Consider the following 20143-nt stretch of genomic DNA (forward strand, 5'->3'; position numbering starts at 1 on the left):
GCGAGCATAACCAGACGCGTGGCAAACAGCCATCCCAAATGTGTGGACTTGTAGAAGCGAGCTTGCTCCTGCAGAAGTTACTCAGCTACCCGCGCCACCGTGCGCTTCTTCGAAGAAGTAGTCCTTCCAACTGCCCGCCCTGTTTTTCAGTACGCCCAGTTCCTGCAGTTTCTCGGCATAGACCGCCGTACGCTGCGGCACCACCGTGAAGTTGATTTCGGAATCATTGACGATTTGCTCAACCAGCGGCAGGGACAACTTCGATTGCTCGACGCGGATGTAGGTCTGGGCGGCTGCGGACTTGTCGGCCTTGATGATTTTTTCGGCTTCGGCGAGTGCGTCGTAAAACGCCTTGTAGGTCTTCGGGTTTTCGTCGTGGAATTTTTCCGTGGTGTACAGCACGTTGAACGTGGCCTGCCCGCCCAACACGTCATAGGAACTCAGCACCTTGTGTACGTTGGGATTCTGCAGTTCCTGGTACTGGAACGGCGGGCTGGAAAAGTGCGAGTTGATTTCAGAACCGCCGGCGATCAGCGCCGCCGTCGCATCCGGGTGGGCCAGGCTGATCGAGATGTCGTCGAATTTCTTGTAGTGCTCATTGCCAAACTGCCTGGCCGTTTCGATCTGCAACGTGCGCGACTGGAACCCTACCCCGGCCGCTGGCACGGCAATGCGATCCTTCTCGGTGAAATCCTTCAAACTCTTCACGTTCGGATTATTGGTCAGCAGGTAGTTGGGCATCGAGCCCAGCGAGGCGATGGCCTTGACGTTCTGCTTGCCCTTGGTTCGATCCCAGATGGTCAGCATGGGTGGCACGCCTGCCGAGACCACATCCAGCGCACCGGCCAACAGCGCTTCATTCATCGCAGTGGCACCGGAGATGCTGTTCCAGTCGACCTTGATGTCCAGGCCCTGCTCCTTGCCGTGTTTCTCGATGAGCTGCTGGTCGCGAACCACATCCAGAATCAGGTAACCGATACCGAATTGCTGGGCGATGCTGATCTTGCCTTCAGCCTGCGCGCCGGGACTGAGTAACGCACTGATCGCCGCTACCGAGGCTGCCATTAAGGTCAACGCTGAACGCTTGTGGGGAATCGCCATGAAGATCTCGCTGTGAGTGACCCTTACGCAAAAAAAGCGCGACACTCAAGTGCAACGCTCCGTTGAGTGTTAAAGCTAAACGATCTTAAAAATCACGAATAAATATCATTTTCGAATTAGCTTAAACCTTTGCGTTGCTTCTGCTTCTCTCTGATCCCTGCGCTCGCAGCCCTGATCCAATCGCCTGTCGTGATGCTCCTAAAAAACAACATCAAACATAACTAAAAGGAATTAATAAATACAAAATCAGTATTTATCGTTATAAAAATATCCGCGTAGTCTCAAGCCATTCCGTCATTCATCACGACAGTGAAGTGCCCTATGAATCCGACTGCCAACGTTATCGATTTCGTCAGCCACCACAAACGCAAACAGGCTCAGCAACGGGCACGGGCCATGTGGGAGATGTACACTCGAAACGCCGGTTTACAGGCCTTTCAGTGGGTACAGCCTGCTGATTCGACAGGGACCCGTCAGGCGTGAACAACCGTGTACCCTCGCGCTTTCTGGCGAGCGCCGACGAACCCGTGCTGGACCTGAACACTCTGGAGTCGCTGGAGGAGGATCCGATCTGCGAGCGGGTCGCGCAAAACCTGCAGCGTTTGCGGGGTAAGCGTCATCTGTCCCTCGACGCCTTGGCGCGGCATTGCGGTGTGAGCCGGGCGATGCTGGCGCAGATCGAATCCGGACGCAGCGTTCCGTCGATCAAAGTGCTGTGCAAAATCGCCAAAGGCTTGAAGGTATCGGTGGCCGCATTTCTGGAACATCGGGCGTTCGAAGGTGTGGCGGTGTTGTCGGCGAACCAGAGCAAACGCCTGGTCAGCGCCAGCGGTGCATTCGTCAGCCGGGCACTGTTTCCGTTCGACGTGGCGCGCCAATCGGAGTTTTACGAACTGCGCCTGAGCCCGTTGGGTGAGGACGTATCCGAGGGTCACGGCCCTGGTGTGCAGGAGAATCTGGTGGTGTCACAGGGCGTGCTGGAAATCAGCGTCAACGATGAACGCTACCTGCTCTCCACCGGCGACTCGATTCTGTTCTACGCCGACCAGCCTCACCGCTATCGCAACCCCGCCGACAGTGAAGCGGTGGCGTATCTGGTGGTGACATACCCGGAACGCCTGGATTGAAGACCACCTGAATCCGGTCTGGCAACCGAAACCGTAGGAGCACGGCTTGCCGGCGAAGGCGATAACAAGAGCCTCTTCGCCGGCAAGCCGTGCTCCTACGAAAAGCGCTTCACACGCTTCAAGATCAGCAGGTGCAGCACATCAACGGCATGCCGTTGCAGCTCATCATCATCGGCATGCTGCAATCGTTCATCATTTTCATCATCAGGGCGCAGCAGTTTTTCATCATGTCCATGTTCATGCCGGCCATCGGCATGATTTTGCACATCATGCAATCGGCCATCATGGTGCATTCCATCACGCACTTCATCGACGGCATCGGCATGCCCATCATCGGCATTGGCATCATCATGTTCATCATCGGCATGGCCATGCTCGCCGGGGACATGCACATCATGCTCATGTTGCCGCAGTGCATCATCATCGGCATGCCGCAGTTCATCATCATCTGCATCATTTCAGCGCTGTTCTTGAACATCGCCATGTCCATGCCAGCGGCCGGCATCATCTTGCACATCATGCCGTCGTCCATCATTTCGCAGGTCATGGTCGCCATCATCATCGGCATGCCCATCATCGGCATCATTGGCATGTTGGCGTTCATCGGCATTTGCATCTGCATGGCGTTCATCATGGTGTTGCTCCCTGAAGGATTGAATAGTTGGACGAAGCTGATGGGGGCCGATTCTAAGGATTGGCTCAGGGGCGACAAGATGACCATCGAACAGCGGAATCTGATGCAGGAGCCGCTTTAACGAGGTGAACAGAGTGTCTATTTCTGCTGTGACAGCTATCTGGATTTGATTGCAGACAGAACAAAAACAACAACGTCGTTTTCACGGTCATGGATATGCAGAGGGGATCTATTTAAATAACCGAAAGAAATACTCGTTCTAACTGACTGAACGATTTTTCAATCGCAGCTTATTTCAGGCAAAAAAAATCCCGGGCAGCTGATGGACGCCCGGGATTTAAAAATGCATAAACCGTGGTGGTGAACGCGGGGCGGATATTACGGAATATTTCACCGTGTAACAAGATATTTTGACTCAAAATCCGGTTACTAAATTTCCTAACCCCTTAAATATCCACACTTTTTTTAAGGTCGAGTGACGACAAGCGGTCTTCTACAAGTACCAACGATATTCCCGTGCACTGATGTCCTGCAGAAATGCCAAATGGTCCTGACGCTTGTTTTCGCAATACACATTCACGAACTCTGCGCCCAATCCCTCGCGCAATTGCGCATGGCTTTGCATTGAACGCACGGCCTCCAACATCTCCAGCGGGAAATCGATGCCACTGCCCCGATCTTCGTTGAGCGGTGCGATCGGCTCACGACCGGCTTCCAGTCCTTGTTCCAGCCCCGCCAGAATCGCCGCCAGCACCAAGTAAGGGTTGGCGTCGGCACCGGCGAGGCGATGTTCGATCCGTAGATTTTTCGCGTCCGACTCCGGTACCCGCAGGCACGCATCCCGGTCTTCAAAACCCCAACTGGCGCGTGTCGCAACGTTCACTGTGCCGCTCAAGCGACGCATTGCGTTGTGGTTCGGCGCAAAGATCGGCATGCAATGCGGCAACAGTTCCAGGCAACCCGCCACCGCATGGCGCAGCGGTTGTTGCCCATTGGCCGCCAGCAGATTGTTGCCCGCCTCGTCATATAGACTGACATGAACATGCATCCCGCTGCCGGGGTGTTGCAAGTAAGGTTTGGCCATGAAACTGGCGCGGTAGTTGTGCTTCATGGCCACGCCGCGTGTGCTGCGGCAAAACAGGGCGGCCCAGTCGGCGGCACGCAGCCCGTCATTGAGGTGACCGAAGTTGATCTCGAACTGGCCCGGGCCCAGTTCGGCGGTGATCACCGTGGTGTCGATGCCTTGCGCCCGCGCGGTCTCGACCATTTCATCGAGCACCGGCGCAAATCGCGACAGTCGTTCGATGTGCATGTTCGGCTGATCGTCCGCATCGTCGGTCGCCGGATCACGCGCGAACTGCGGCAAGCCGTCGCGCAACTGGCGGTCGAACAGGTAGAACTCCAGCTCGAAGGCCACCACCGGGAAAATCCCTTTGCGACCGAGGCGTTCCAGCACCTGCGCCAACACTTCGCGCGGTTCGAAGACGATCGGTTTTTCAGTGCCGCTGGAAGTGATCAGCATCTGCCCCAGGGGCTGCGTTTCCCAGTTGACGATTTTCAACGTGCCCGGCACCAGACGGCGCGGCGCATCCGGGTCGCCGTCGTTGAAACAGTAGTCGCCGATTTTGAACAGCCCACCCTGGGTGCCCAGCAACACACAATTCTGCGGCAGCTTGAGCGCGCTGCCCGCGGCGACTTTTTCGAGCATCTCGATCGGGTAGCGCTTGCCGTAGAAATGCCCGGGGATGTCCAGGGAAATCAGGTCCACGTAACGCACATCCGGGAAGCGCTGACGAAACGCGCGAACTTCAGCGACCAGATCAGAGCAGACAGCATCCATCTTGTTGTTCCTTGTTGTTTTTATCAGGTGTAAACCCAGAGCACCCGGGTGAGCTGATCGGAGAGATTGCCGTAGCGGCAATGGGTATGACTGGCGAGCTGAAAGCTGTCCCCGGCCCCCAGGGTGACCGGTTGATCGTCATCCAGCCAAAGTGTCAGCTGCCCTTCGAGCACATAACCGCCCTGCTCCGAGCTGTCGTTCATATGCCGGTCGCCGCTGCTGGCGCCAGGCTCGAGCTGACTTTCGAGCATCGAGAACGACGCGCGCATTTTCGGCGAGACCATGATGTCGGTGATGCCGTCGGCGTAATACAGCGTGCGGCGCTCGTCCGGCCGGGTCACCCACGGCAGGGCCATGGGTTTGGGCAGGCTGTAGAAATAGGTGGTCGGCACGCCGAGGGTTTCGCTGATCGCGGTCAGGTCCGCCACCGTCGGCCGTGACAGTCCACGTTCGACTTGCGAGAGAAAACCGACGGAGCGACCGATTTTGTCCGCCAGTTCCTTGAGCGTGTATTTTTTGTGTTTGCGCAGGTCCTGAATCAGGATCGCCAACGCCGAGATTTCTTCTTGCCTGTCCATCTGAAAGCTTCCAGAAAATGTGCGAATCAAAGGCTGTCGCGCAAGCGATACCAGGCCTTGCCGATGGCTTCCAGCGGTGCGGCCATGTACTTGCCGCCAGGGAAAGTCCCGTTGACCAGGCCCTGATACAAGGCCAGCTCATCCGGCTGACCCAGTATCGCGTCGGACACGGCTCGGGCCCCGGCCAGGGTCGGTAGCACGCCGTGGCCGGAGTAACCCTGAAGCCAGTAGAGATCGTCGCGGCGACCGATATCAGGCGTGCGCTTGAGGGTGAGATCGATATGCCCGCCCCAGGCGAATTCCAGTTCTACATCCTTGAGCTGTGGAAACACCCGTTGCAGAAAGGGTCGGGTCGCCGCGGCGATGTCCTTCGGCATGCCACCCAGGTAGGTGCAACCACCGCCAAACAGCAACCGGTTATCCGGCGTACGACGGAAATAATCGAGCACGAATTGATTGTCGGTGACGCAGGCATTGCTCGGCAGTAGCGCAGTGGCCAACGCTTGCGGAAGTGGTGCGGTGGCCACCTGATAGGTGCCGACCGGCAACACACAACTCGACAGCTTCGGATCAAGTCGATCCAGATACGCGTTGCACGCCAGCACCAGCACATCGGCCCGAATACGACCGCGCTCAGTGGTGACCACGTAACGGCCCCCCTCCTCGCGATAGTTCAGCGCCTTGCTTTGCTCATGAATTTTGCCGCCGGCGCGCTCGATGGCGGCGGCTAGGCCGAGCGCCAGTTTCAGCGGATTCAGGTGCGCGCCTTCTGGGTCAAACAGCCCGGCCTGATAGCGTTCACTGGCGACCCATTGCGGCAACTGCTCACGCGGGATGAATTGCAAACCGTCGTGGCCCCACTTGTGGCTGGCCTCGTGTTGCCACTCGGTCAGCAGACTCACCCGACGCGGCAACACCGACGTCCAGAGGTGACCGGCCCGGTAGTCGCAATCGAAATCATGGCGTTCAGGCAATGCCCGCAGTTCCTGTGCAGCCCAACGCATGCCGTCCCACAACCGTCGCGCACGTTCATAACCCAGCGCAGCCTCCAGCGGCGGCATGTCGCACGACCAACCGAGAATCGCCTGACCGCCATTGCGCCCCGACGCCGCCCACGCCACCCGACTGGCTTCCAGCAAGGTCACGCGCTTACCGGCCAGGGCCAGTCGCAGCGCCGTGTGCAAGCCACTGAAGCCGGCGCCGATGATCAAAATTTCGGTGTCCTGCTCACCCTCCAAAGCCGCGCGATCCACCAGACGATTTGCGCAAGTGTGGGCGTAGTAACTGGCGACGTGCCGGGTGGATTGCTGGAACATGCAGGCCTCGTGAAATTTTCTATTTATAATTTCATGAAAAACTACACGTTAAATTTCACCATCGCAACCGACCGCAAAAAAAAATCCCGCCCAAGAACACTTGGGCGGGATTTTTCCAATCAGGCAACGTTATCGAACAACAGGCCTCAGGCGACAGGAATCATCGGATCAGCCGCAGCCAACGCGGCGGCGCGGTCAGCGGCCGGCGGGTAGATCCACACCGTGTTGATCTGCGTCTTGAGGTTCTTGCCTTCCTGTTTCACCAGTTTGACCTGGCGGTCCCAACCTTCGGTGTACACCGCGCCCCAGCTGCCCAGATCCAGACAGGTCACGTATTTAGGCTGGCTGTACGGTGTCGGATCAACGCCGAGAATGTGCGCGGCAACGTTATTGCCGGCGTGACGCCCCAGGGAAATGGCGTGCTGGCAGGTCATCAACGCGTAGTTGCCGATGTCGTCTGAAGCGGCGTAGGCAACGTCGCCGGTGGCGTAGATATCATCCTGACCGATGACTTTCAGGTGGCTGTCCACGTGCAGGCGGCCAAGGTGATCGCGCTCCGCCGGAATCTGCTCGGTCAGCGAGCTGGCGCGCACGCCGGTGGTCCAGACCACGGTTTTGGCATCGATGCGCTGGCCGTCACTCAAGTTGACACCGTTGGCATCGACGGAAAGCACCGATGCCTTCAAGTGCCATTCCACGCCGGTTTCAACGCTGGCCTCTTCGATCGACCTGGCGATTTCGGCGCCCATCGACCCGCCAATTTTCTCGCCGCGATCAACGATGATCACCTCGACGTCAGCCTGATCACCCAGGATGGCACGCAGACGCGCGGTCATCTCGGTCGCCGTTTCAATCCCGGTGAAGCCGCCGCCCGCCACGACGACGGTGTTGCGGGCTTTACTTTCCGGCAGGCTGGCCAGGGATTTCAGGTGGTTTTCCAGGCGCACGGCCTCTTCAATCTGGTCAACGTCGAACGCATGTTCAACCACGCCTGCGGTGGCCGGGATGGCGAGACGGCTGCCGGTGGCCAGAACGAGTTTGTCGTAGCTGCACACTTGTTTGGCACCCGATGCATCGATGTAGCCGACGCGTTTTTGCACAACGTCGATGGTTTCCGCAGCGCCCTTGATGAACTTCACGCCGACCGCATCAAACAGCTCACCGATGGGCGCAGCCAGCTGGTGCGCATTCGGTTCGTAGAAGCGCGGACGCACGCGCAGCTCGGCCTGCGGAGCCAAAACAGTCACTTCAACGTCGTTGTGACCATGAATGTCGAACAGACGCGTAGCGCTCAAAGCTGTCCACATACCACCGAAACCTGCGCCGATTACCAGGATGTGCTGTTTCATTTTTAACTCCGAGAGAAGGCCGATCAATGAATTCGTCAGTGGTCATGCGCTTGCCAGTGCCGACCGAACAACTGCGACTATATTTATCCTAGTTAATCGGCGCAATCGGTTTTTTGTTATGGTTGCTATCGAAAACTTTGATCCACGGCAGAGCACTACTCAATCAATGTTGAAAGGCAGTGCCGGAAGAGATGAGCGGCTGCGGGGTTCGTTGCTCGGCTAACGTTCTGCTGATAACATTTACGACAACATTAGTCGGAGATCAAAATGTCTCTTTATAGCGCGGGCGTTGAGTACGGCATTCACTGCCTGCTTTTTCTGGTAGGCAATTGCGGCGACACCCGTGAGGCGAGCGTGCGTGAACTGGCGGAGCTGCAAGGTGTGCCGCAGGACTATCTGGCGAAAATTTTCACCAAACTGGCCAAGGCAAAACTGGTGGTGGCCACTGAAGGCGTGCGTGGCGGCTTCAAACTGGCGCGGCCCTCGGACGAAATCAGCGTGCTCGATATCGTCAATGCGATCGACGGCCAGAAGCTGATTTTCGATTGTCGCGATATTCGTGGGCGTTGCGCCTTGTTCGAAGGTTCTGCACCCGCTTGGGCGCTGACAGGCCCCTGCTCGGTACATGCGGTCATGATGACTGCGCAAAAACGCATGGAGGACGCCCTTGCCCAGCAGACCATTCTTGATCTCGCCAGGAGAGTGGGACGAAAGGCGCCGGCTGAGTTTGGTGCGCAGGTGGACAACTGGATCAACGATCGCCGGGAAAAGAAAAGCAGTGCCCAGGCATCTGACGACCAGACTATCCCGGTCACAGAGATTTCCGGCTAAGCCTCACAGACAGTCGCGAACAGCCTCGCGCAGCGCGCCAGACTTGGCCCAGGGCGGGCCCTGATAAAGCGATACCCGGCTGCCATCCCTGGATTTCACGATATCGACAATCTCGTCAGCCGTGATGATGCTGGGGGCTGTTACCCGGTAGCCATTGGAAATCCCCGTTTGAGCCGACGCGGGAATTTCCTTCTGCCACGCCGGCAGCACGCAGGCGGCATACTCCTTCGGTGCCTTTTCGCTGTATTTACTGACATTCGGCTCACCCGGCACCACCGAAGCCGGCAATGAGCACCCCGCCAGTAACGCCACCACGACTCCCGCGATCAACGTCCGCATGACGCTTCCTTTTTCAGAAAAAAGGCAATGTAGCGCGTCGTTCAGCAGACATCCATCGATTGAACAGCACTCACTGTGGGGCGTTTTCATCTTTGGGGGACCTGGCGTTCAAATAGGTCATCCACCGTTCATACGCCTCATGCTGCCACTGGTTCACCCGTTCCCACTCCGGGCCGCTCAGTTGATGCGCGGAGATCAGCTTCATCATTTCCGTGGTCGCCGCGTCCAGATCGACGATCAGCTCATGCGCGTGAAATCTAAAATCATCGGTCGCCGTCATTTGAAGTTGCCTCGCCCTAGCAAAAGTTCACCACTTCAGTACGACACCAGATCTATCCGTTCCCATTCAACTTCCCGACCAAAGGCTGCATGGACTGTTCAGACGAACAAAACGCCCTGAGCCACGAATCGGGGCTAAAATTTCGTAGCAGATATGTTCAGGAGGTCGTCATGTGGCTTAACGAATCTGAAAACGAACTTCGGCGCGACCTGCAAAGCGTTGCGTCGGATTTGAGGTGGTCGGCGGTAGAGCTTCTGCGTCTGGCGGATCAACTACGCCACGCTGGCAATGATGCGGACGCACAGGCAGCCATGAGGTTGTGCGAATTGTTCCAGGGCGATGAACAACGGCTGGCGGGTTATGCCGAAGAAGTGAAGGCCAAGGCGATCAGTCGAAACAAGGCTCACTGACGGGAGCGCGGCCATGAACAAACCTCTATGCGCACTGGTTATCGCGCTGGCAGCGTTGAGCGGCTGTAGCACTGAATCACGCGTCTACCGTGACCAGCCGCTGGTCGCCAAGGTCGAAACCGGCATGAGCAAGGACCAGGTCCAGCAGATTGGCGGTCAGCCTCAATCGATCAGCGACCGCACGGTCGTGCCCGGCACCTGCTTTGACTACAAACTGGTGAAAGCCGGCCAGAAGCAGTCGTACAACGTGAGTTTTGATGGCAAGGGCAAGGTCGATCACAAAAGCTTCATGACCTGCGCTGAATGGAGTCATGTACAGCAAAAGGCCAGGGAGCCTTCCCACACGGTCGGGACGGGTGGCGGCGGTTATTAGTCCGGCGGCAAGATATGAAAAGCCCCGGCAAACCGGTAATGCTGTTCACTTAAGAGAATCTTGAATCAGAGAAACCTGTGGCGAGGGAGCTTGCTCCCACACAGGTATGCACGATCCAAGAGTGCGCTTAAGTGAACAGCTTTACGGCAAACCGGGGCTTGAAGCTGACTATTTATCGACTTTGCGGCTATCGGCCGGCTTTTTCGCCCGCGCCTTGTAACCGGGAAGAGACGCCGCAAAGGCCAGGGCCTCTTCCCTGCTGGCAAAGGCTGCCAACCGGTCGCCTTGTGTGCATACCCGCCAGGGACCGTTGTTTACGCTGAGTACGTCATAACCGTTCATGTGCATCTTATTCAGCATCGGAACGCTCATAAGCTACCTCCATTTCGGTACTGATTTCAGAACTGACCTGCCTACCTTACACCCACCGTTCGCACAGAAGCCGACCAGACGTCGCGACAGGATTCCGGCATCCGGTTGCACTTTAAGCCCCTGAGACACCTCCAAGTAGCCAGAGGCTGCGCTAAACCGGGGCCTGCCTTAATATTGCATTTTTATTACTGAATTATGACGACAGGCAATCAGGTAACACATGAAAGTGCGCGCAACCGTCATTTGTGAGCAGGACCGGTACATTCTCCTGGTGCGCAAGCCAAGGTGCCGCTGGACGCTGCCCGGCGGAAAGGTCGAGCGCGGTGAAACCATCGCAGCTGCGGCCATGCGCGAACTGTGGGAAGAGACCGGACTGGGGGTCGACGACTTGCTCTACCTGATGGAGCTGGACTCGGGCGGCACCCGGCACCATGTCTACGAGGCATCGGTGCTGAACTCGAATGAGGCGCGCCCGCAAAATGAAATCTTCGATTGCATGTGGTTTCCGCTGGACGCGGTACACAATCTGAACACAAGCGACGCCACGCTGAGAATCGTCAGAGCGTTTCAGCGTCGCCTGTAGCTCTTAGCGTTTTTTCAGCCCTGATCGCCACCACCCACCGGCATGATCATGCCGGTGATGTAGGACGCTTCGTCGCTGGCCAGAAACAGAATAGCGCCTGCCTGTTCATCCAGTGTGCCGTAGCGTTTCATCAGACTGCTGTCGAGCGTCTGGTCGACGATCTGCTGATACCACACCTTTTCCTCAGCGCTTTGTTCGGCGTTGTTGCGCGGAATCACCCGCGGCGGCGCTTCGGTGCCACCGGGCGCCGTTGCATTGACCCGAACGCCACGACCGGCGTTTTCGAACGCCAGGCAAGCGGTCAGCGCATTCACCCCGCCCTTCGCCGCACCGTACGGCACGCGGTTGATGCTGCGGGTGGCGATGGACGACACGTTGACGATGGCGCCACTGCCCTGCTCCAGCATGTATGGCAATGCGGCGTGGCAGCACCACAGCGTCGGGAACAGCGAGCGGCGGACTTCGGCCTCTATCTGCTGTGCTTCATAATGCTCGAAAGGCTTGGCCCAGATCGTCCCGCCGACATTATTGATGAGGATGTCGAGACGCCCGAAACGCTCGACGGCGGTTTGCATCACGCGGCTGCAGTCGGCGTACTGCTCCAGATCGGCGGTCAGCGCGAGCACCTGGCTGTCCTGACCCAATTGTTGTTGCACTTCGAACACCAGCTCGGAGCGATCGACCAGAATCAACCGCGCGCCTTCCGCTGCCATGCGCTCGGCGACGCGCCGGCCGATGCCTTGCGCAGCGCCGGTGATCAGCGCGACTTTTTCGTGAAATCTGTTCATATGTACCTCGTGACGACGGATGCCCGGTCAATGAAAAGCCACCGGACGAAACTCTGTCCTGTGGGAGCGAGACCGGCTTGCCGGCGATGGTCGTTAACGATTACGCGTGCTTTCTGGATAGACGCGGCGTTCTGGAGACCATCGCGAGCAAGCTCGCTCCCACACTGGATCTGTGTCTGGCGCGGCATCAGCGCGCGACTCACGCCGCACTGGCGGCAAACTTCTCGTAGTAGAAATTCACCGGCGCGATGCCTTGATCGCGAATGTATTGGCTGACGGCCTCGACCATCGGCGGCGGGCCGCACAGGTAGACATCGACGTCGCCCTCATTCAAGTGCCTCGGCTCGATGTGCTGGGTCACGTAGCCCTTGAGCGGGTGCTGGCTGTCGGGGCTGGCCACGCAGGCGCTGAAGCTGAAGTTCGGGATGCGCGCGGCGAAGGCTTCGAGGCGATCCATTTCCACCAGATCGAAATCGTTGGTCACGCCGTAGATCAGATGCAGCGGATGCTCACTGCCCTGCTCGGCGATTTTTTCCAGCATCGCGGTGAACGGCGCCAACCCCGTGCCGCCGGCCAGCAGCAACAACGGACGGCGAATGTCACGCAGATAAAAACTGCCCAACGGCCCGGCCAGGCTCATGCTGTCGCCGGCCTTGGCCATGCCGGTCAGAAAGCTGCTCATCAAGCCGCCAGGCACGTTACGAATCAGGAAACTGACTTCGCCGTCACGCTGCAACGAACTGAACGAATAGGCACGGGTCTGCTCGCTGCCGGGAATCCCGAGGTTCACGTACTGCCCCGGCAGGAACGCCAGTTTGCTCAGCGCCTCACCTTTGATCGACAACGCGATGGTGCTGTCGGACAACTGACGCACGGCGCTGATGGTTGCCTCAAAACTGGCTTGTTGCGTGCGGCAGACCTCCGAAGAGGCCGGCACCCGCACCACGCAATCGCTCTGGGCGCGCATCTGGCAAGTCAGGACAAACCCTTGCTCGGCTTCGTCCGCCGTGAGGGCGTCTTCGATATATTCCTCGCCCAGGTCGTAGCGGCCGGCCTCGGCGAAACACTTGCAAGTGCCGCAGGCGCCGTCGCGGCAATCCAGCGGAATGTTGATGCCCTGGCGGTACGCGGCATCGGCCACGGTTTCGCCAACGTTGGCGTCGATGAAACGGGTGACGCCGTCTTCGAAATTGAATGCAATGGAATGAGTCATGACGGCCGCCTCACAGGTGGTAAACATCGATGACCTGGCGAACGTAGTCGTTCTTCAGGATCACTTTCTTGGCCTTGATCAGCGGGTTTTCGCCGCGCACATCAAGGGTGTAGAAACTGCTGCCGAAATAGCTGTCGACGGTCTTGTAGCGAAAACTCAGGGTGTGCCAGTTGAAGCGCACCTTGCAGAGGCCGTCGGCCTGTTCCAGCAGCTCGATGTTGCTGATGTTGTGAGAGGTGCGAGTGTCCGGCACGGTGGCACTGGAACGCTCGGTCTTGATGCGGAAGATGCGGTCTTCCAGACCGGTGCGGTTGCCGTACCAGATCAGCGAGATTTCCCGCTGCGGGTCCTCGGTCAGTTCGTCGTTGTCGTCCCAGGACGGCATCCAGAACGTCGCGTCCGGGGCGTACAGCTCCAGCCATTCGTCCCATTGCCGTTCATCCAGGTAACGGGCTTCGCGGTAGAGGAAGTCGCGAACGCTGTCGTAGGTAATAGTCATTGCACGGCCTCCACAGCAATTAACCGGGATTCTTCGGCAGCGAGGGCCTTGAGCATCGTTTGCTGCCAATACTTGTGCTGCAACACGAACAGACCTTCGTCTTCAGTGCGCACACCGCTGAGCAGTGGATGCAGGTCGATTTCTTTCGCCGCTTCGTCGGCACCTTCGATCCAGTGCTCGGCGCCACGGGACATGTCGTTCCAGGCGGTCACGCTGCCCTGATAGCTTGTCTGGCAGGAGCGGAATTCCTCCAGATCGTCCGGGGTGGCCATGCCGCTGACGTTGAAGAAATCCTCGTACTGACGAATCCGGCTCGAACGGGCGTGGTCGCTTTCGCCTTTGGGGGCGATGCAGTAAATGGTGATTTCCGTGCGGTTGACCGAGATCGGCCGGGCGATACGGATCTGCGAGCTAAACTGGTCCATCAGGTACACGTTCGGGTACAGGCACAGGTTGCGCGAGTTCTCGATCATCCAGTCGGCGCGGGCCTTGCCGAAGTCTTGGGCCAGTTCATCGCGGCGTTCGTACAGCGGGCGATCTTCCGGGTTGGCCCAACGGGTCCAGAGCAGCATGTGGCCCTTGTCGAAGGAATAGAAACCACCGCCCTGCTTGGCCCAGCTGCCGGCGCTCATGGTCGGATTGCTGTCGCCGGCCTCGCGCTGCTTGCGCTGGTTCTGAGTGGCGGCGTAGTTCCAGTGCACCGAGCTGACGTGGTAACCGTCGGCACCGTTTTCGGCGGTGAGTTTCCAGTTGCCTTCGTAGATGTAGCTGGAGGAACCGCGCAGCACTTCCAGGCCATCGGCAGACTGGTCGACGATCATGTCGATGATCTTGGCTGACTCGCCCAAGTGCTCGACCAGCGGCACGACATCAGCCTTGAGACTGCCGAACAGGAAGCCGCGATAGGACTCGAACCGCGCGACTTTGGTCAGGTCGTGGGAGCCTTCGCAGTTGAAGCTCGCCGGGTAGCCGGCCGCTGCCGGGTCTTTGACCTTCAGCAGTTTGCCGGAGTTGTTGAAGGTCCAGCCGTGGAATGGGCAGGTGTACGAGCTCTTGTTGCCGGACTTGTGCCGGCAGAGCATCGCGCCACGGTGACTGCAGGCGTTAAGGAAGGCATTGAGTTCACCGTCCTTGTTGCGCGCGATGAAGATCGACTGGCGCCCCATGGTGGTGGTGTAGAAATCGTTTTTGTTGGGGATCTGGCTTTCGTGCGCCAGGTACAGCCAGTTGCCTTCGAAGATGTGTTCCATCTCGAGATCGAACAGCCGCGGGTCGGTAAACATCTCGCGCTTGCAGCGGTAGATGCCCTGTTCTTTGTCATCTTCAAGCAGGGAGTGAAGGTATTCGGGTCGCAGGGACATGGCCGCCGCCTCCATTGTTTTTATTCAGGCAGGGCCATGCTAGGACGGGGGGATGGGGTGGACTATCCGCTGGGTGCAGACCTTTATCCGTTTAGTGCAGAACGTATTTTCGGAATCGGACTACATAACTGCTTACAACTTCTGAATAGACTGCCCTCCTGACTACAAGGAGTGGTTTCCATGGCTAATCACGGTTACATGACCATAAACGGAAAAGCTCAAGGATTGATTTCAGCGGGCTGTTCAACCCAGGCCTCTATCGGCAACAAGTATCAGGCTGCGCACACGGACGAGATCATGGTGCTGTCCTACAGCCACAACATGTCCAACATTGGCAATATCAATAAATCGACCCATAGCCCGATCATCATCACCAAAGCCGTCGACAAATCCTCGCCGCTACTCGCTCAAGCGCTTTCAAACAGAGAAGAGATCAACTGCACGATCAGTTTTTACCGCGTGTCGTCCTTCGGCATGCAAGAAAAGTTTTACACCGTGTCGATCAATGGCGGGGTCATTGCCGACCTGACGCTTGAAGTACCTCATGCCATTTTTCAAAACGACGCCGAGCCCCAAGAGCAGGTGGCCATTCTTTACCGAGACATCACCTGGACCCACCATTTGGCGAAAACCGCCGGCTACAGTTCGTGGGGCGAAGAAGGATGAATCCAAACCGTCATGACCCTGGGGACGTCAATAGCGCTGCCGGGAAACTGATCGGGCAAGCCCGCACTGTCAGCGCTCGACATCTTGCCCACGGCATGGCGCGGGAACAGTTCAATCGGGAAGTTGCCTACTACGCGAAGCGCATTGCCGATGATGTTGCACGAGGCAAAAAAACCCCGGAGCAAGGCGTACAGGCGCTTCTGCAAGAACAACAAGACCTGCTTATCCAATCGCAATCCGTGAGGCGAAAAGCTCAGGGCGCGATTACTGAACGGGTTAAAAGAACACCGACCTCGACGCTCACTCAGCCTTTATTAAAACCGGACCCGGAACGCTTGTTGCGCTTTGTCCATGCGCAAAACCTCAAGTCGACTAACACGCGTTCGCCCGATGCCTTGAAGGCAGCCTCTTCGCCTCATCCAGTTTCGGATTTGAAGTTCTTTCCTCAAGAGCGATGGCCGGCGGAAGTCCCACAAGAAGAGCCCGGTTTCTACGTCGTCCCCAGAAGTACGACGGCTGACAAACTGGAGGCTCAGCTTTTCACTTCAGCCTCACCTGCCGTCATCGCCAAATTCAAGGCATTGAACCCGAATCTGGATCAAGTGAAAGCCGGGACGATGATTGTTCTCAGTGACCCGAATAATCAGCAATGTACCTTTGAAGAAGCGTTGTTGATGCAAGCGGCGGGTAATGTAAATAGAGCCCTGGAGCCTCTCAGTTCAGACGAGGCCGATTTCATGGCGCGGCACCATGACGAAATTGCGTTCTTTCTTTCCAAGGGTTCACTGGGTGCAAGCTTCGGACTGTCCATGTTCGCGAAGAACCTGAACGACGTGAAAGTCATTCTGAGTGACATCGAGAGTTTGCATACACGTACTTTTCAAGCCAATGGCCACCTCAACTCCGCCGAGTTTTATGCGGAACGCAAACGCCTGTTGGCTCAGTTGAATACCCAGCTCACCAAACTGACAAAAAAGAGCATTGGCTTTCCGGATCATCCCAATCTGAAAACCGCGTTGGGTATATCGACCAAAAGTCTTGTTCATCGGTGGAGAAAAGCCGGTGCCATTGGACAGATTCCCGGTTATGCCACGCATATTGAGGGCGTTTCTAAAGCGGCGAAGTACGTCAAATATGGTGGTTGGGTTGGCACTGCGGTGGGTGGTGGAGCGTCAGTCATCAAGGTTCAGGGTGTTTGTGCAGAAGGGAATGTGGAGGCGTGCGAGAAGGTGAAATTTACCGAAGCGGGAGGTTTTTTAGGAGGGATCTTGGGCGGAGTGGCAATCGGAGCAACATTATCGGCACCCGCGGTAAGCAGTCTATGCGTTGCACTTTCTATACCGACGGGTGGGACGGCCGGTCTCGTATGCGGCGTGTTAATAATCGGTGCTGGATCTTACGTAGGTGGTTCGGCCGGGGGAATTCTCGGAGAGAGTGCAGGGGAAATAGTCCACGAGAATACAAAATGAGCACTGCTCGGTTTGTTGTAGGTTTGCTATCCGCATCTGTATTTTTATGTATGTCTGTTTGGTGCGGGGTCGCGCTTTATATGGCTTATAAAAAAATCGAAATGCTTTTACATCTATTCCCAAAAAGCGTTGGAGTAAAAACTTTGACTCCTTTAAGGCATGCAGGAATCTGGGGGAAATTGATGTTGATTGGAGGGATAACCGGTTACGTTGCTTTTTCACGACTTTATCTGAAAAATGGTCAGTTAAGCAGTGAAGACCTACAAGCCATTCCAAACTCACTGAGACTTAAATTGGCAATTATGCACTGGCTTCTCGTAACACTTGTGTTAGCGATGTTTGCACTTTGCATTATCAGCAAATCCGGATTGTTTTATTAGCGGCACCCTAAAAATTTACGCCGGAGAAAAAATTCATGAGATCGCTAAATGAGCCAGGGAACTGTTGACGTGTTGATCGCCGGCATCGGCCTGATTTACTTTGCAGCAGCATTAGTTTGGATCACTGTCGCATTGCACATGGCTTACACCAAGATGGACTGGATGCTTGAGCAGCTTAAAAATTGTACGGCGATCATGGTGCGAGCCCCTCTCAAGCATGGTGGTCCATGGGGACGGCTAATGCTCATAGGAGGCATTTCCGGGATCGTGACTTTCCCGAACTTTTATCTGAAAAGAGGCGAATTGTGTCCGGAAGATTGGAAAAATTTCCCGCGAATTTAAAGCGAAAATTGGCCGTTTTGCAGTGGACCTTATTGGGGCTCTTATTTGTGATGTGCTGTCTCGCAGCCATAGCCAGGTTTGACCTCGCATAAAACATGCTAATTGGCCGCATGATTCACTCCCGCCGCTTCAGCGTATCCGAAGGCAACTCCCCAAACTGCTTGCGATAGTTGTCCGAGAACCTTCCCAAATGCAGAAACCCATAATCCATCGCCACCTCAGTGACGTTCCGCACGTTGCAGGTCGGGTCGATCAGGCACGCATTGATGCGTTCCAGGCGTTTTTGCCGAATGTAGTTTTTTGGCGTGGTCCCAGCGTTGCGTTCGAACAAGCCATACAAAGAACGCAAACTCATCCGCGCCTGGCGCGCCAGTTCTTCACTGTCGATGTCCTGCTTGAGGTTGCGCGCAATGTAGTCGGCGATCACCTCGAACGTGGCGGTCTGCGAACCGAGGCTGATGCGGCTGACGTTGGTCTGCATCAGGCTGAGCATCTTGCTGACGATGATCTGAGCGTAGTGTTCCTGCACCTTGGGAATCTGCTCGGTGGCTTCGGCTTCCTGGCAAATCATCGCCAGCAGGCCGACAAACCCTTCCAGCTCATTGAGCTGATAACGGTTCTCCAGGAACCGCACGCCCTGCCCCGGATACCGCCAGCGCTGCTCGTCGCAGACTGATTCCAGCAAGGACGTCGGGACTTTGAGGATGAATTTTTCGCAATCGTCGGAATACGTCAGGTCCACCGGATCGTCGGGGTTGATCAGCAGCAACTCGCCGGGCGCGAAGTAATGCTCCTGACCGTGACCGCGCCACAGGCAATTGCCACGCAGCAACACTTGCAGGTGATAGATGGTTTCCAGCGCACCCGAGGTGACACGAACGCTGCCGCCGTAGCTGATGCGGCACAGGTCGAGACTGGCAAATTTGCGGTGATTGAGACTGGCCAGCGGGTGCCCGGCGCGGGGCATCAGGATGCAATGATTACCGACATGCTGATTGACATAGCCCGACACCGCGTACGGGTCGGCATGGTCGAATACGGAGCTGCGCTGACTCAACAGTTGCGCTTGCATCATCGGGTCACTCTCGTTGTTGTTATAGGTTGCGTCAGGTCATTCTAAGGCAGTGCTTGCAACGGTGTGTCAGTGGGCTGACATGTGGAAGGTTCTGGCCCCTTCTAAATGCGTACGCCTTGAAGAAACTCGGTCAAATGTGGGAGCGAGCCTGCTCGCGATAGGGCCATCAGCTTCAACATCAATGTTGACTGACACTCCGCTATCGCGAGCAGGCTCGCTCCCACAGGGGGCTGCTGTCAGTCCTCGAGTGCGCGAACCCGTTCGTGACGCTGCTGCTCTTCAGGCTGGGCGGATGACTGCAAGGTGAAATCGAATTCGATTTCAGCAAAGCGCCCGCTCACCCCATAAGCCGCCGCACGCGCCTGATCCTCGCTGAAGGTAATTTTCGCGATCAGCTCGTCACGGGTGGCGTAGGCGAAATCGTCGTGCAGGTATTGATCGCCGTCGAGGTTGATCTGGGTGGTCAGGTGACGATGATCCGGTGCCGAGATGAAGAAGTGCACGTGCGCCGGACGCTGGCCGTGACGGCCCAGTTGGTCGAGCAGTTGCTGGGTCGGACCGTCCGGTGGGCAACCGTAGCCCGACGGCACGATGCTGCGGAAACGGTAACGGCCCTCGGCATCGGTGACGATACGGCGACGCAGGTTGAACTCCGATTGCGTGGTATCGAAGTACGAGTAAGTGCCGCCGGTGTTGGCATGCCAGACATCCACCACGGCGCCGGCCAACGGTTCGCCGGCGGTATTGAACACTCGGCCCTGCATGAACAGCGTCACACCCGGATCGACGCCATCATCCAGACGCGCTTCGCCCTGGGACAACGGTGCACCGGCCACGTACAGCGGCCCTTCGATGGTCCGCGGCGTGCCGCCGGCCTTGCCGGCCTGCTCGTCTTCGGCGTCCATCAGCAGGTCCAGGTAATGTTCCAGGCCAATCCCCGCGACCAGCAAACCGGCTTCCTGACGCGCGCCCAGCACGTTGAGGTAATTGACGGCTTTCCAGAATTCTTCCGGGGTCACGGCGAGGTCTTCGATGATGTTCACCGAGTCGCGCAGGATGCGGTAGATCAGTGCCTTGACCCGCGGGTTGCCGGCGTCATTGAGCAGGCCGCTGGCCTCTTCGAGAAATTTCTGGGCGCTGGCAGTGTGGGAAATCTTGACGTTCATGGTGGTTCCTCATCTTGTAATTATTAGCGTGGCGAACTGAACAGGCTGGGT

Annotated in this window: 24 protein-coding genes; 9 read left to right on the top strand and 15 right to left on the bottom strand. The window is 57.1% G+C overall.

What is annotated here, in order from left to right:
- Positions 1-81 precede the first annotated feature (81 nt).
- Entirely contained in the window at positions 82-1101 is a 1020-nt protein-coding gene (locus KJF94_RS13970) for an ABC transporter substrate-binding protein (protein ID WP_214384310.1), read from the bottom strand.
- Between the two features lie 536 nt (positions 1102-1637).
- Between KJF94_RS13970 and KJF94_RS13975 the strand changes: the two genes are divergently transcribed.
- Complete coding sequence (locus tag KJF94_RS13975; protein ID WP_375379900.1) at positions 1638-2228, top strand: helix-turn-helix domain-containing protein; 591 nt, start codon at positions 1638-1640, stop codon at positions 2226-2228.
- A gap of 124 nt (positions 2229-2352) precedes the next feature.
- On the opposite strand, the gene KJF94_RS13980 is transcribed toward KJF94_RS13975, so the two are convergent.
- The 5 genes from KJF94_RS13980 to KJF94_RS14000 all read right to left on the bottom strand — a co-directional run bounded on the left by KJF94_RS13980 (position 2353) and on the right by KJF94_RS14000 (position 7945).
- Positions 2353-2862, bottom strand: coding sequence for a hypothetical protein (locus KJF94_RS13980; protein WP_214384312.1), 510 nt, complete (start codon positions 2860-2862; stop codon positions 2353-2355).
- Positions 2863-3355: 493 nt separating this feature from the next.
- Entirely contained in the window at positions 3356-4702 is a 1347-nt protein-coding gene (locus tag KJF94_RS13985) for a glutamine synthetase family protein (RefSeq protein WP_214384314.1), read from the bottom strand.
- 23 nt (positions 4703-4725) lie between these two features.
- The gene (locus KJF94_RS13990; RefSeq protein WP_214384316.1) at positions 4726-5280 is read right to left on the bottom strand and encodes a helix-turn-helix domain-containing protein; all 555 of its coding nucleotides are present in this window, start codon (positions 5278-5280) and stop codon (positions 4726-4728) included.
- Positions 5281-5306: 26 nt separating this feature from the next.
- Entirely contained in the window at positions 5307-6596 is a 1290-nt protein-coding gene (locus KJF94_RS13995) for an NAD(P)/FAD-dependent oxidoreductase (protein WP_214384318.1), read from the bottom strand.
- Positions 6597-6742: 146 nt separating this feature from the next.
- Positions 6743-7945, bottom strand: coding sequence for an NAD(P)/FAD-dependent oxidoreductase (locus KJF94_RS14000; RefSeq protein WP_214384320.1), 1203 nt, complete (start codon positions 7943-7945; stop codon positions 6743-6745).
- A gap of 267 nt (positions 7946-8212) precedes the next feature.
- Between KJF94_RS14000 and KJF94_RS14005 the strand changes: the two genes are divergently transcribed.
- Positions 8213-8776 (top strand): RrF2 family transcriptional regulator, encoded by a 564-nt coding sequence (locus KJF94_RS14005; RefSeq protein ID WP_214384322.1) that lies wholly within the window; start codon positions 8213-8215, stop codon positions 8774-8776.
- 3 nt (positions 8777-8779) lie between these two features.
- Here the strand turns inward: KJF94_RS14005 and KJF94_RS14010 are convergent, their stop codons facing one another.
- Positions 8780-9115 carry a hypothetical protein gene (locus KJF94_RS14010; RefSeq protein ID WP_214384324.1) on the bottom strand — a complete coding sequence of 112 codons (336 nt, stop codon included), beginning with the start codon at positions 9113-9115 and terminating at the stop codon, positions 8780-8782.
- 70 nt (positions 9116-9185) lie between these two features.
- Positions 9186-9395, bottom strand: coding sequence for a hypothetical protein (locus KJF94_RS14015; RefSeq protein ID WP_214384326.1), 210 nt, complete (start codon positions 9393-9395; stop codon positions 9186-9188).
- 170 nt (positions 9396-9565) lie between these two features.
- Between KJF94_RS14015 and KJF94_RS14020 the strand changes: the two genes are divergently transcribed.
- Positions 9566-9805, top strand: a complete 240-nt coding sequence (locus tag KJF94_RS14020; RefSeq protein ID WP_214384328.1) for a hypothetical protein — start codon at positions 9566-9568, stop codon at positions 9803-9805.
- A 13-nt stretch (positions 9806-9818) separates the two neighbouring features.
- Positions 9819-10178: an osmotically-inducible lipoprotein OsmE gene (osmE, locus tag KJF94_RS14025; RefSeq protein ID WP_214384330.1), complete on the top strand. Its 360-nt coding sequence runs from the start codon at positions 9819-9821 to the stop codon at positions 10176-10178.
- A 168-nt stretch (positions 10179-10346) separates the two neighbouring features.
- On the opposite strand, the gene KJF94_RS14030 is transcribed toward osmE, so the two are convergent.
- The gene (locus KJF94_RS14030) at positions 10347-10550 is read right to left on the bottom strand and encodes a DUF2188 domain-containing protein (protein WP_214384332.1); all 204 of its coding nucleotides are present in this window, start codon (positions 10548-10550) and stop codon (positions 10347-10349) included.
- 220 nt (positions 10551-10770) lie between these two features.
- Between KJF94_RS14030 and KJF94_RS14035 the strand changes: the two genes are divergently transcribed.
- A complete protein-coding gene (locus KJF94_RS14035; RefSeq protein WP_214384334.1) occupies positions 10771-11133 on the top strand; it encodes an NUDIX hydrolase in 363 nt (120 codons plus the stop codon).
- A 14-nt stretch (positions 11134-11147) separates the two neighbouring features.
- Here the strand turns inward: KJF94_RS14035 and KJF94_RS14040 are convergent, their stop codons facing one another.
- From KJF94_RS14040 to benA, 4 genes are all read right to left on the bottom strand, one after another.
- Positions 11148-11921 carry a 1,6-dihydroxycyclohexa-2,4-diene-1-carboxylate dehydrogenase gene (locus KJF94_RS14040; RefSeq protein ID WP_214384336.1) on the bottom strand — a complete coding sequence of 258 codons (774 nt, stop codon included), beginning with the start codon at positions 11919-11921 and terminating at the stop codon, positions 11148-11150.
- Between the two features lie 199 nt (positions 11922-12120).
- On the bottom strand, positions 12121-13134 hold the full coding sequence (benC, locus tag KJF94_RS14045; protein WP_214384338.1) for a benzoate 1,2-dioxygenase electron transfer component BenC: 1014 nt from the start codon (positions 13132-13134) through the stop codon (positions 12121-12123).
- Between the two features lie 10 nt (positions 13135-13144).
- On the bottom strand, positions 13145-13633 hold the full coding sequence (benB, locus tag KJF94_RS14050; RefSeq protein WP_017339347.1) for a benzoate 1,2-dioxygenase small subunit: 489 nt from the start codon (positions 13631-13633) through the stop codon (positions 13145-13147).
- Positions 13630-14994, bottom strand: coding sequence for a benzoate 1,2-dioxygenase large subunit (gene benA / locus KJF94_RS14055; protein WP_214384340.1), 1365 nt, complete (start codon positions 14992-14994; stop codon positions 13630-13632). Before benA ends, benB begins: the two co-directional genes overlap by 4 nt.
- A 180-nt stretch (positions 14995-15174) precedes the next feature.
- On the opposite strand from benA, the gene KJF94_RS14060 reads away from it, so the two are divergent.
- Genes KJF94_RS14060 through KJF94_RS14075 form a run of 4 tightly spaced genes read left to right on the top strand, consistent with a single transcriptional unit; the run spans position 15175 to position 17851 of the window.
- On the top strand, positions 15175-15660 hold the full coding sequence (locus KJF94_RS14060) for an Hcp family type VI secretion system effector (protein WP_214384342.1): 486 nt from the start codon (positions 15175-15177) through the stop codon (positions 15658-15660).
- The gene (locus KJF94_RS14065) at positions 15657-17129 is read left to right on the top strand and encodes a hypothetical protein (RefSeq protein WP_214384344.1); all 1473 of its coding nucleotides are present in this window, start codon (positions 15657-15659) and stop codon (positions 17127-17129) included. The genes KJF94_RS14060 and KJF94_RS14065 overlap by 4 nt, the downstream gene beginning before the upstream one ends.
- Positions 17126-17509 (top strand): hypothetical protein, encoded by a 384-nt coding sequence (locus tag KJF94_RS14070; RefSeq protein ID WP_214384346.1) that lies wholly within the window; start codon positions 17126-17128, stop codon positions 17507-17509. The genes KJF94_RS14065 and KJF94_RS14070 overlap by 4 nt, the downstream gene beginning before the upstream one ends.
- A 48-nt stretch (positions 17510-17557) precedes the next feature.
- Positions 17558-17851, top strand: coding sequence for a hypothetical protein (locus KJF94_RS14075; RefSeq protein WP_375379848.1), 294 nt, complete (start codon positions 17558-17560; stop codon positions 17849-17851).
- A 115-nt stretch (positions 17852-17966) separates the two neighbouring features.
- Here KJF94_RS14075 and KJF94_RS14080 read toward each other — a convergent pair whose 3' ends face one another.
- Both KJF94_RS14080 and catA read right to left on the bottom strand, forming a co-directional pair.
- Entirely contained in the window at positions 17967-18926 is a 960-nt protein-coding gene (locus tag KJF94_RS14080) for an AraC family transcriptional regulator (protein WP_284681147.1), read from the bottom strand.
- 236 nt (positions 18927-19162) lie between these two features.
- Positions 19163-20092 (bottom strand): catechol 1,2-dioxygenase, encoded by a 930-nt coding sequence (catA, locus tag KJF94_RS14085; RefSeq protein ID WP_214384348.1) that lies wholly within the window; start codon positions 20090-20092, stop codon positions 19163-19165.
- Positions 20093-20143 lie beyond the last annotated feature (51 nt).

Origin of the sequence: Pseudomonas hormoni, from assembly GCF_018502625.1 — a bacterium.
Classification (GTDB): domain Bacteria; phylum Pseudomonadota; class Gammaproteobacteria; order Pseudomonadales; family Pseudomonadaceae; genus Aquipseudomonas; species Aquipseudomonas hormoni.

Coding starts and splice junctions, on each gene's coding strand:
- KJF94_RS13970 (WP_214384310.1), bottom strand. CDS start 1,101: ATGGCGATTCCCCACAAGCGTTCAGCGTTGACCTTAATGGCAGCCTCG.
- KJF94_RS13980 (WP_214384312.1), bottom strand. CDS start 2,862: ATGATGAACGCCATGCAGATGCAAATGCCGATGAACGCCAACATGCCA.
- KJF94_RS13985 (WP_214384314.1), bottom strand. CDS start 4,702: ATGGATGCTGTCTGCTCTGATCTGGTCGCTGAAGTTCGCGCGTTTCGT.
- KJF94_RS13990 (WP_214384316.1), bottom strand. CDS start 5,280: ATGGACAGGCAAGAAGAAATCTCGGCGTTGGCGATCCTGATTCAGGAC.
- KJF94_RS13995 (WP_214384318.1), bottom strand. CDS start 6,596: ATGTTCCAGCAATCCACCCGGCACGTCGCCAGTTACTACGCCCACACT.
- KJF94_RS14000 (WP_214384320.1), bottom strand. CDS start 7,945: ATGAAACAGCACATCCTGGTAATCGGCGCAGGTTTCGGTGGTATGTGG.
- KJF94_RS14005 (WP_214384322.1), top strand. CDS start 8,213: ATGTCTCTTTATAGCGCGGGCGTTGAGTACGGCATTCACTGCCTGCTT.
- KJF94_RS14010 (WP_214384324.1), bottom strand. CDS start 9,115: ATGCGGACGTTGATCGCGGGAGTCGTGGTGGCGTTACTGGCGGGGTGC.
- KJF94_RS14015 (WP_214384326.1), bottom strand. CDS start 9,395: ATGACGGCGACCGATGATTTTAGATTTCACGCGCATGAGCTGATCGTC.
- KJF94_RS14020 (WP_214384328.1), top strand. CDS start 9,566: ATGTGGCTTAACGAATCTGAAAACGAACTTCGGCGCGACCTGCAAAGC.
- osmE (WP_214384330.1), top strand. CDS start 9,819: ATGAACAAACCTCTATGCGCACTGGTTATCGCGCTGGCAGCGTTGAGC.
- KJF94_RS14030 (WP_214384332.1), bottom strand. CDS start 10,550: ATGAGCGTTCCGATGCTGAATAAGATGCACATGAACGGTTATGACGTA.
- KJF94_RS14035 (WP_214384334.1), top strand. CDS start 10,771: ATGAAAGTGCGCGCAACCGTCATTTGTGAGCAGGACCGGTACATTCTC.
- KJF94_RS14040 (WP_214384336.1), bottom strand. CDS start 11,921: ATGAACAGATTTCACGAAAAAGTCGCGCTGATCACCGGCGCTGCGCAA.
- benC (WP_214384338.1), bottom strand. CDS start 13,134: ATGACTCATTCCATTGCATTCAATTTCGAAGACGGCGTCACCCGTTTC.
- benB (WP_017339347.1), bottom strand. CDS start 13,633: ATGACTATTACCTACGACAGCGTTCGCGACTTCCTCTACCGCGAAGCC.
- benA (WP_214384340.1), bottom strand. CDS start 14,994: ATGTCCCTGCGACCCGAATACCTTCACTCCCTGCTTGAAGATGACAAA.
- KJF94_RS14060 (WP_214384342.1), top strand. CDS start 15,175: ATGGCTAATCACGGTTACATGACCATAAACGGAAAAGCTCAAGGATTG.
- KJF94_RS14065 (WP_214384344.1), top strand. CDS start 15,657: ATGAATCCAAACCGTCATGACCCTGGGGACGTCAATAGCGCTGCCGGG.
- KJF94_RS14070 (WP_214384346.1), top strand. CDS start 17,126: ATGAGCACTGCTCGGTTTGTTGTAGGTTTGCTATCCGCATCTGTATTT.
- KJF94_RS14075 (WP_375379848.1), top strand. CDS start 17,558: ATGAGCCAGGGAACTGTTGACGTGTTGATCGCCGGCATCGGCCTGATT.
- KJF94_RS14080 (WP_284681147.1), bottom strand. CDS start 18,926: ATGATGCAAGCGCAACTGTTGAGTCAGCGCAGCTCCGTATTCGACCAT.
- catA (WP_214384348.1), bottom strand. CDS start 20,092: ATGAACGTCAAGATTTCCCACACTGCCAGCGCCCAGAAATTTCTCGAA.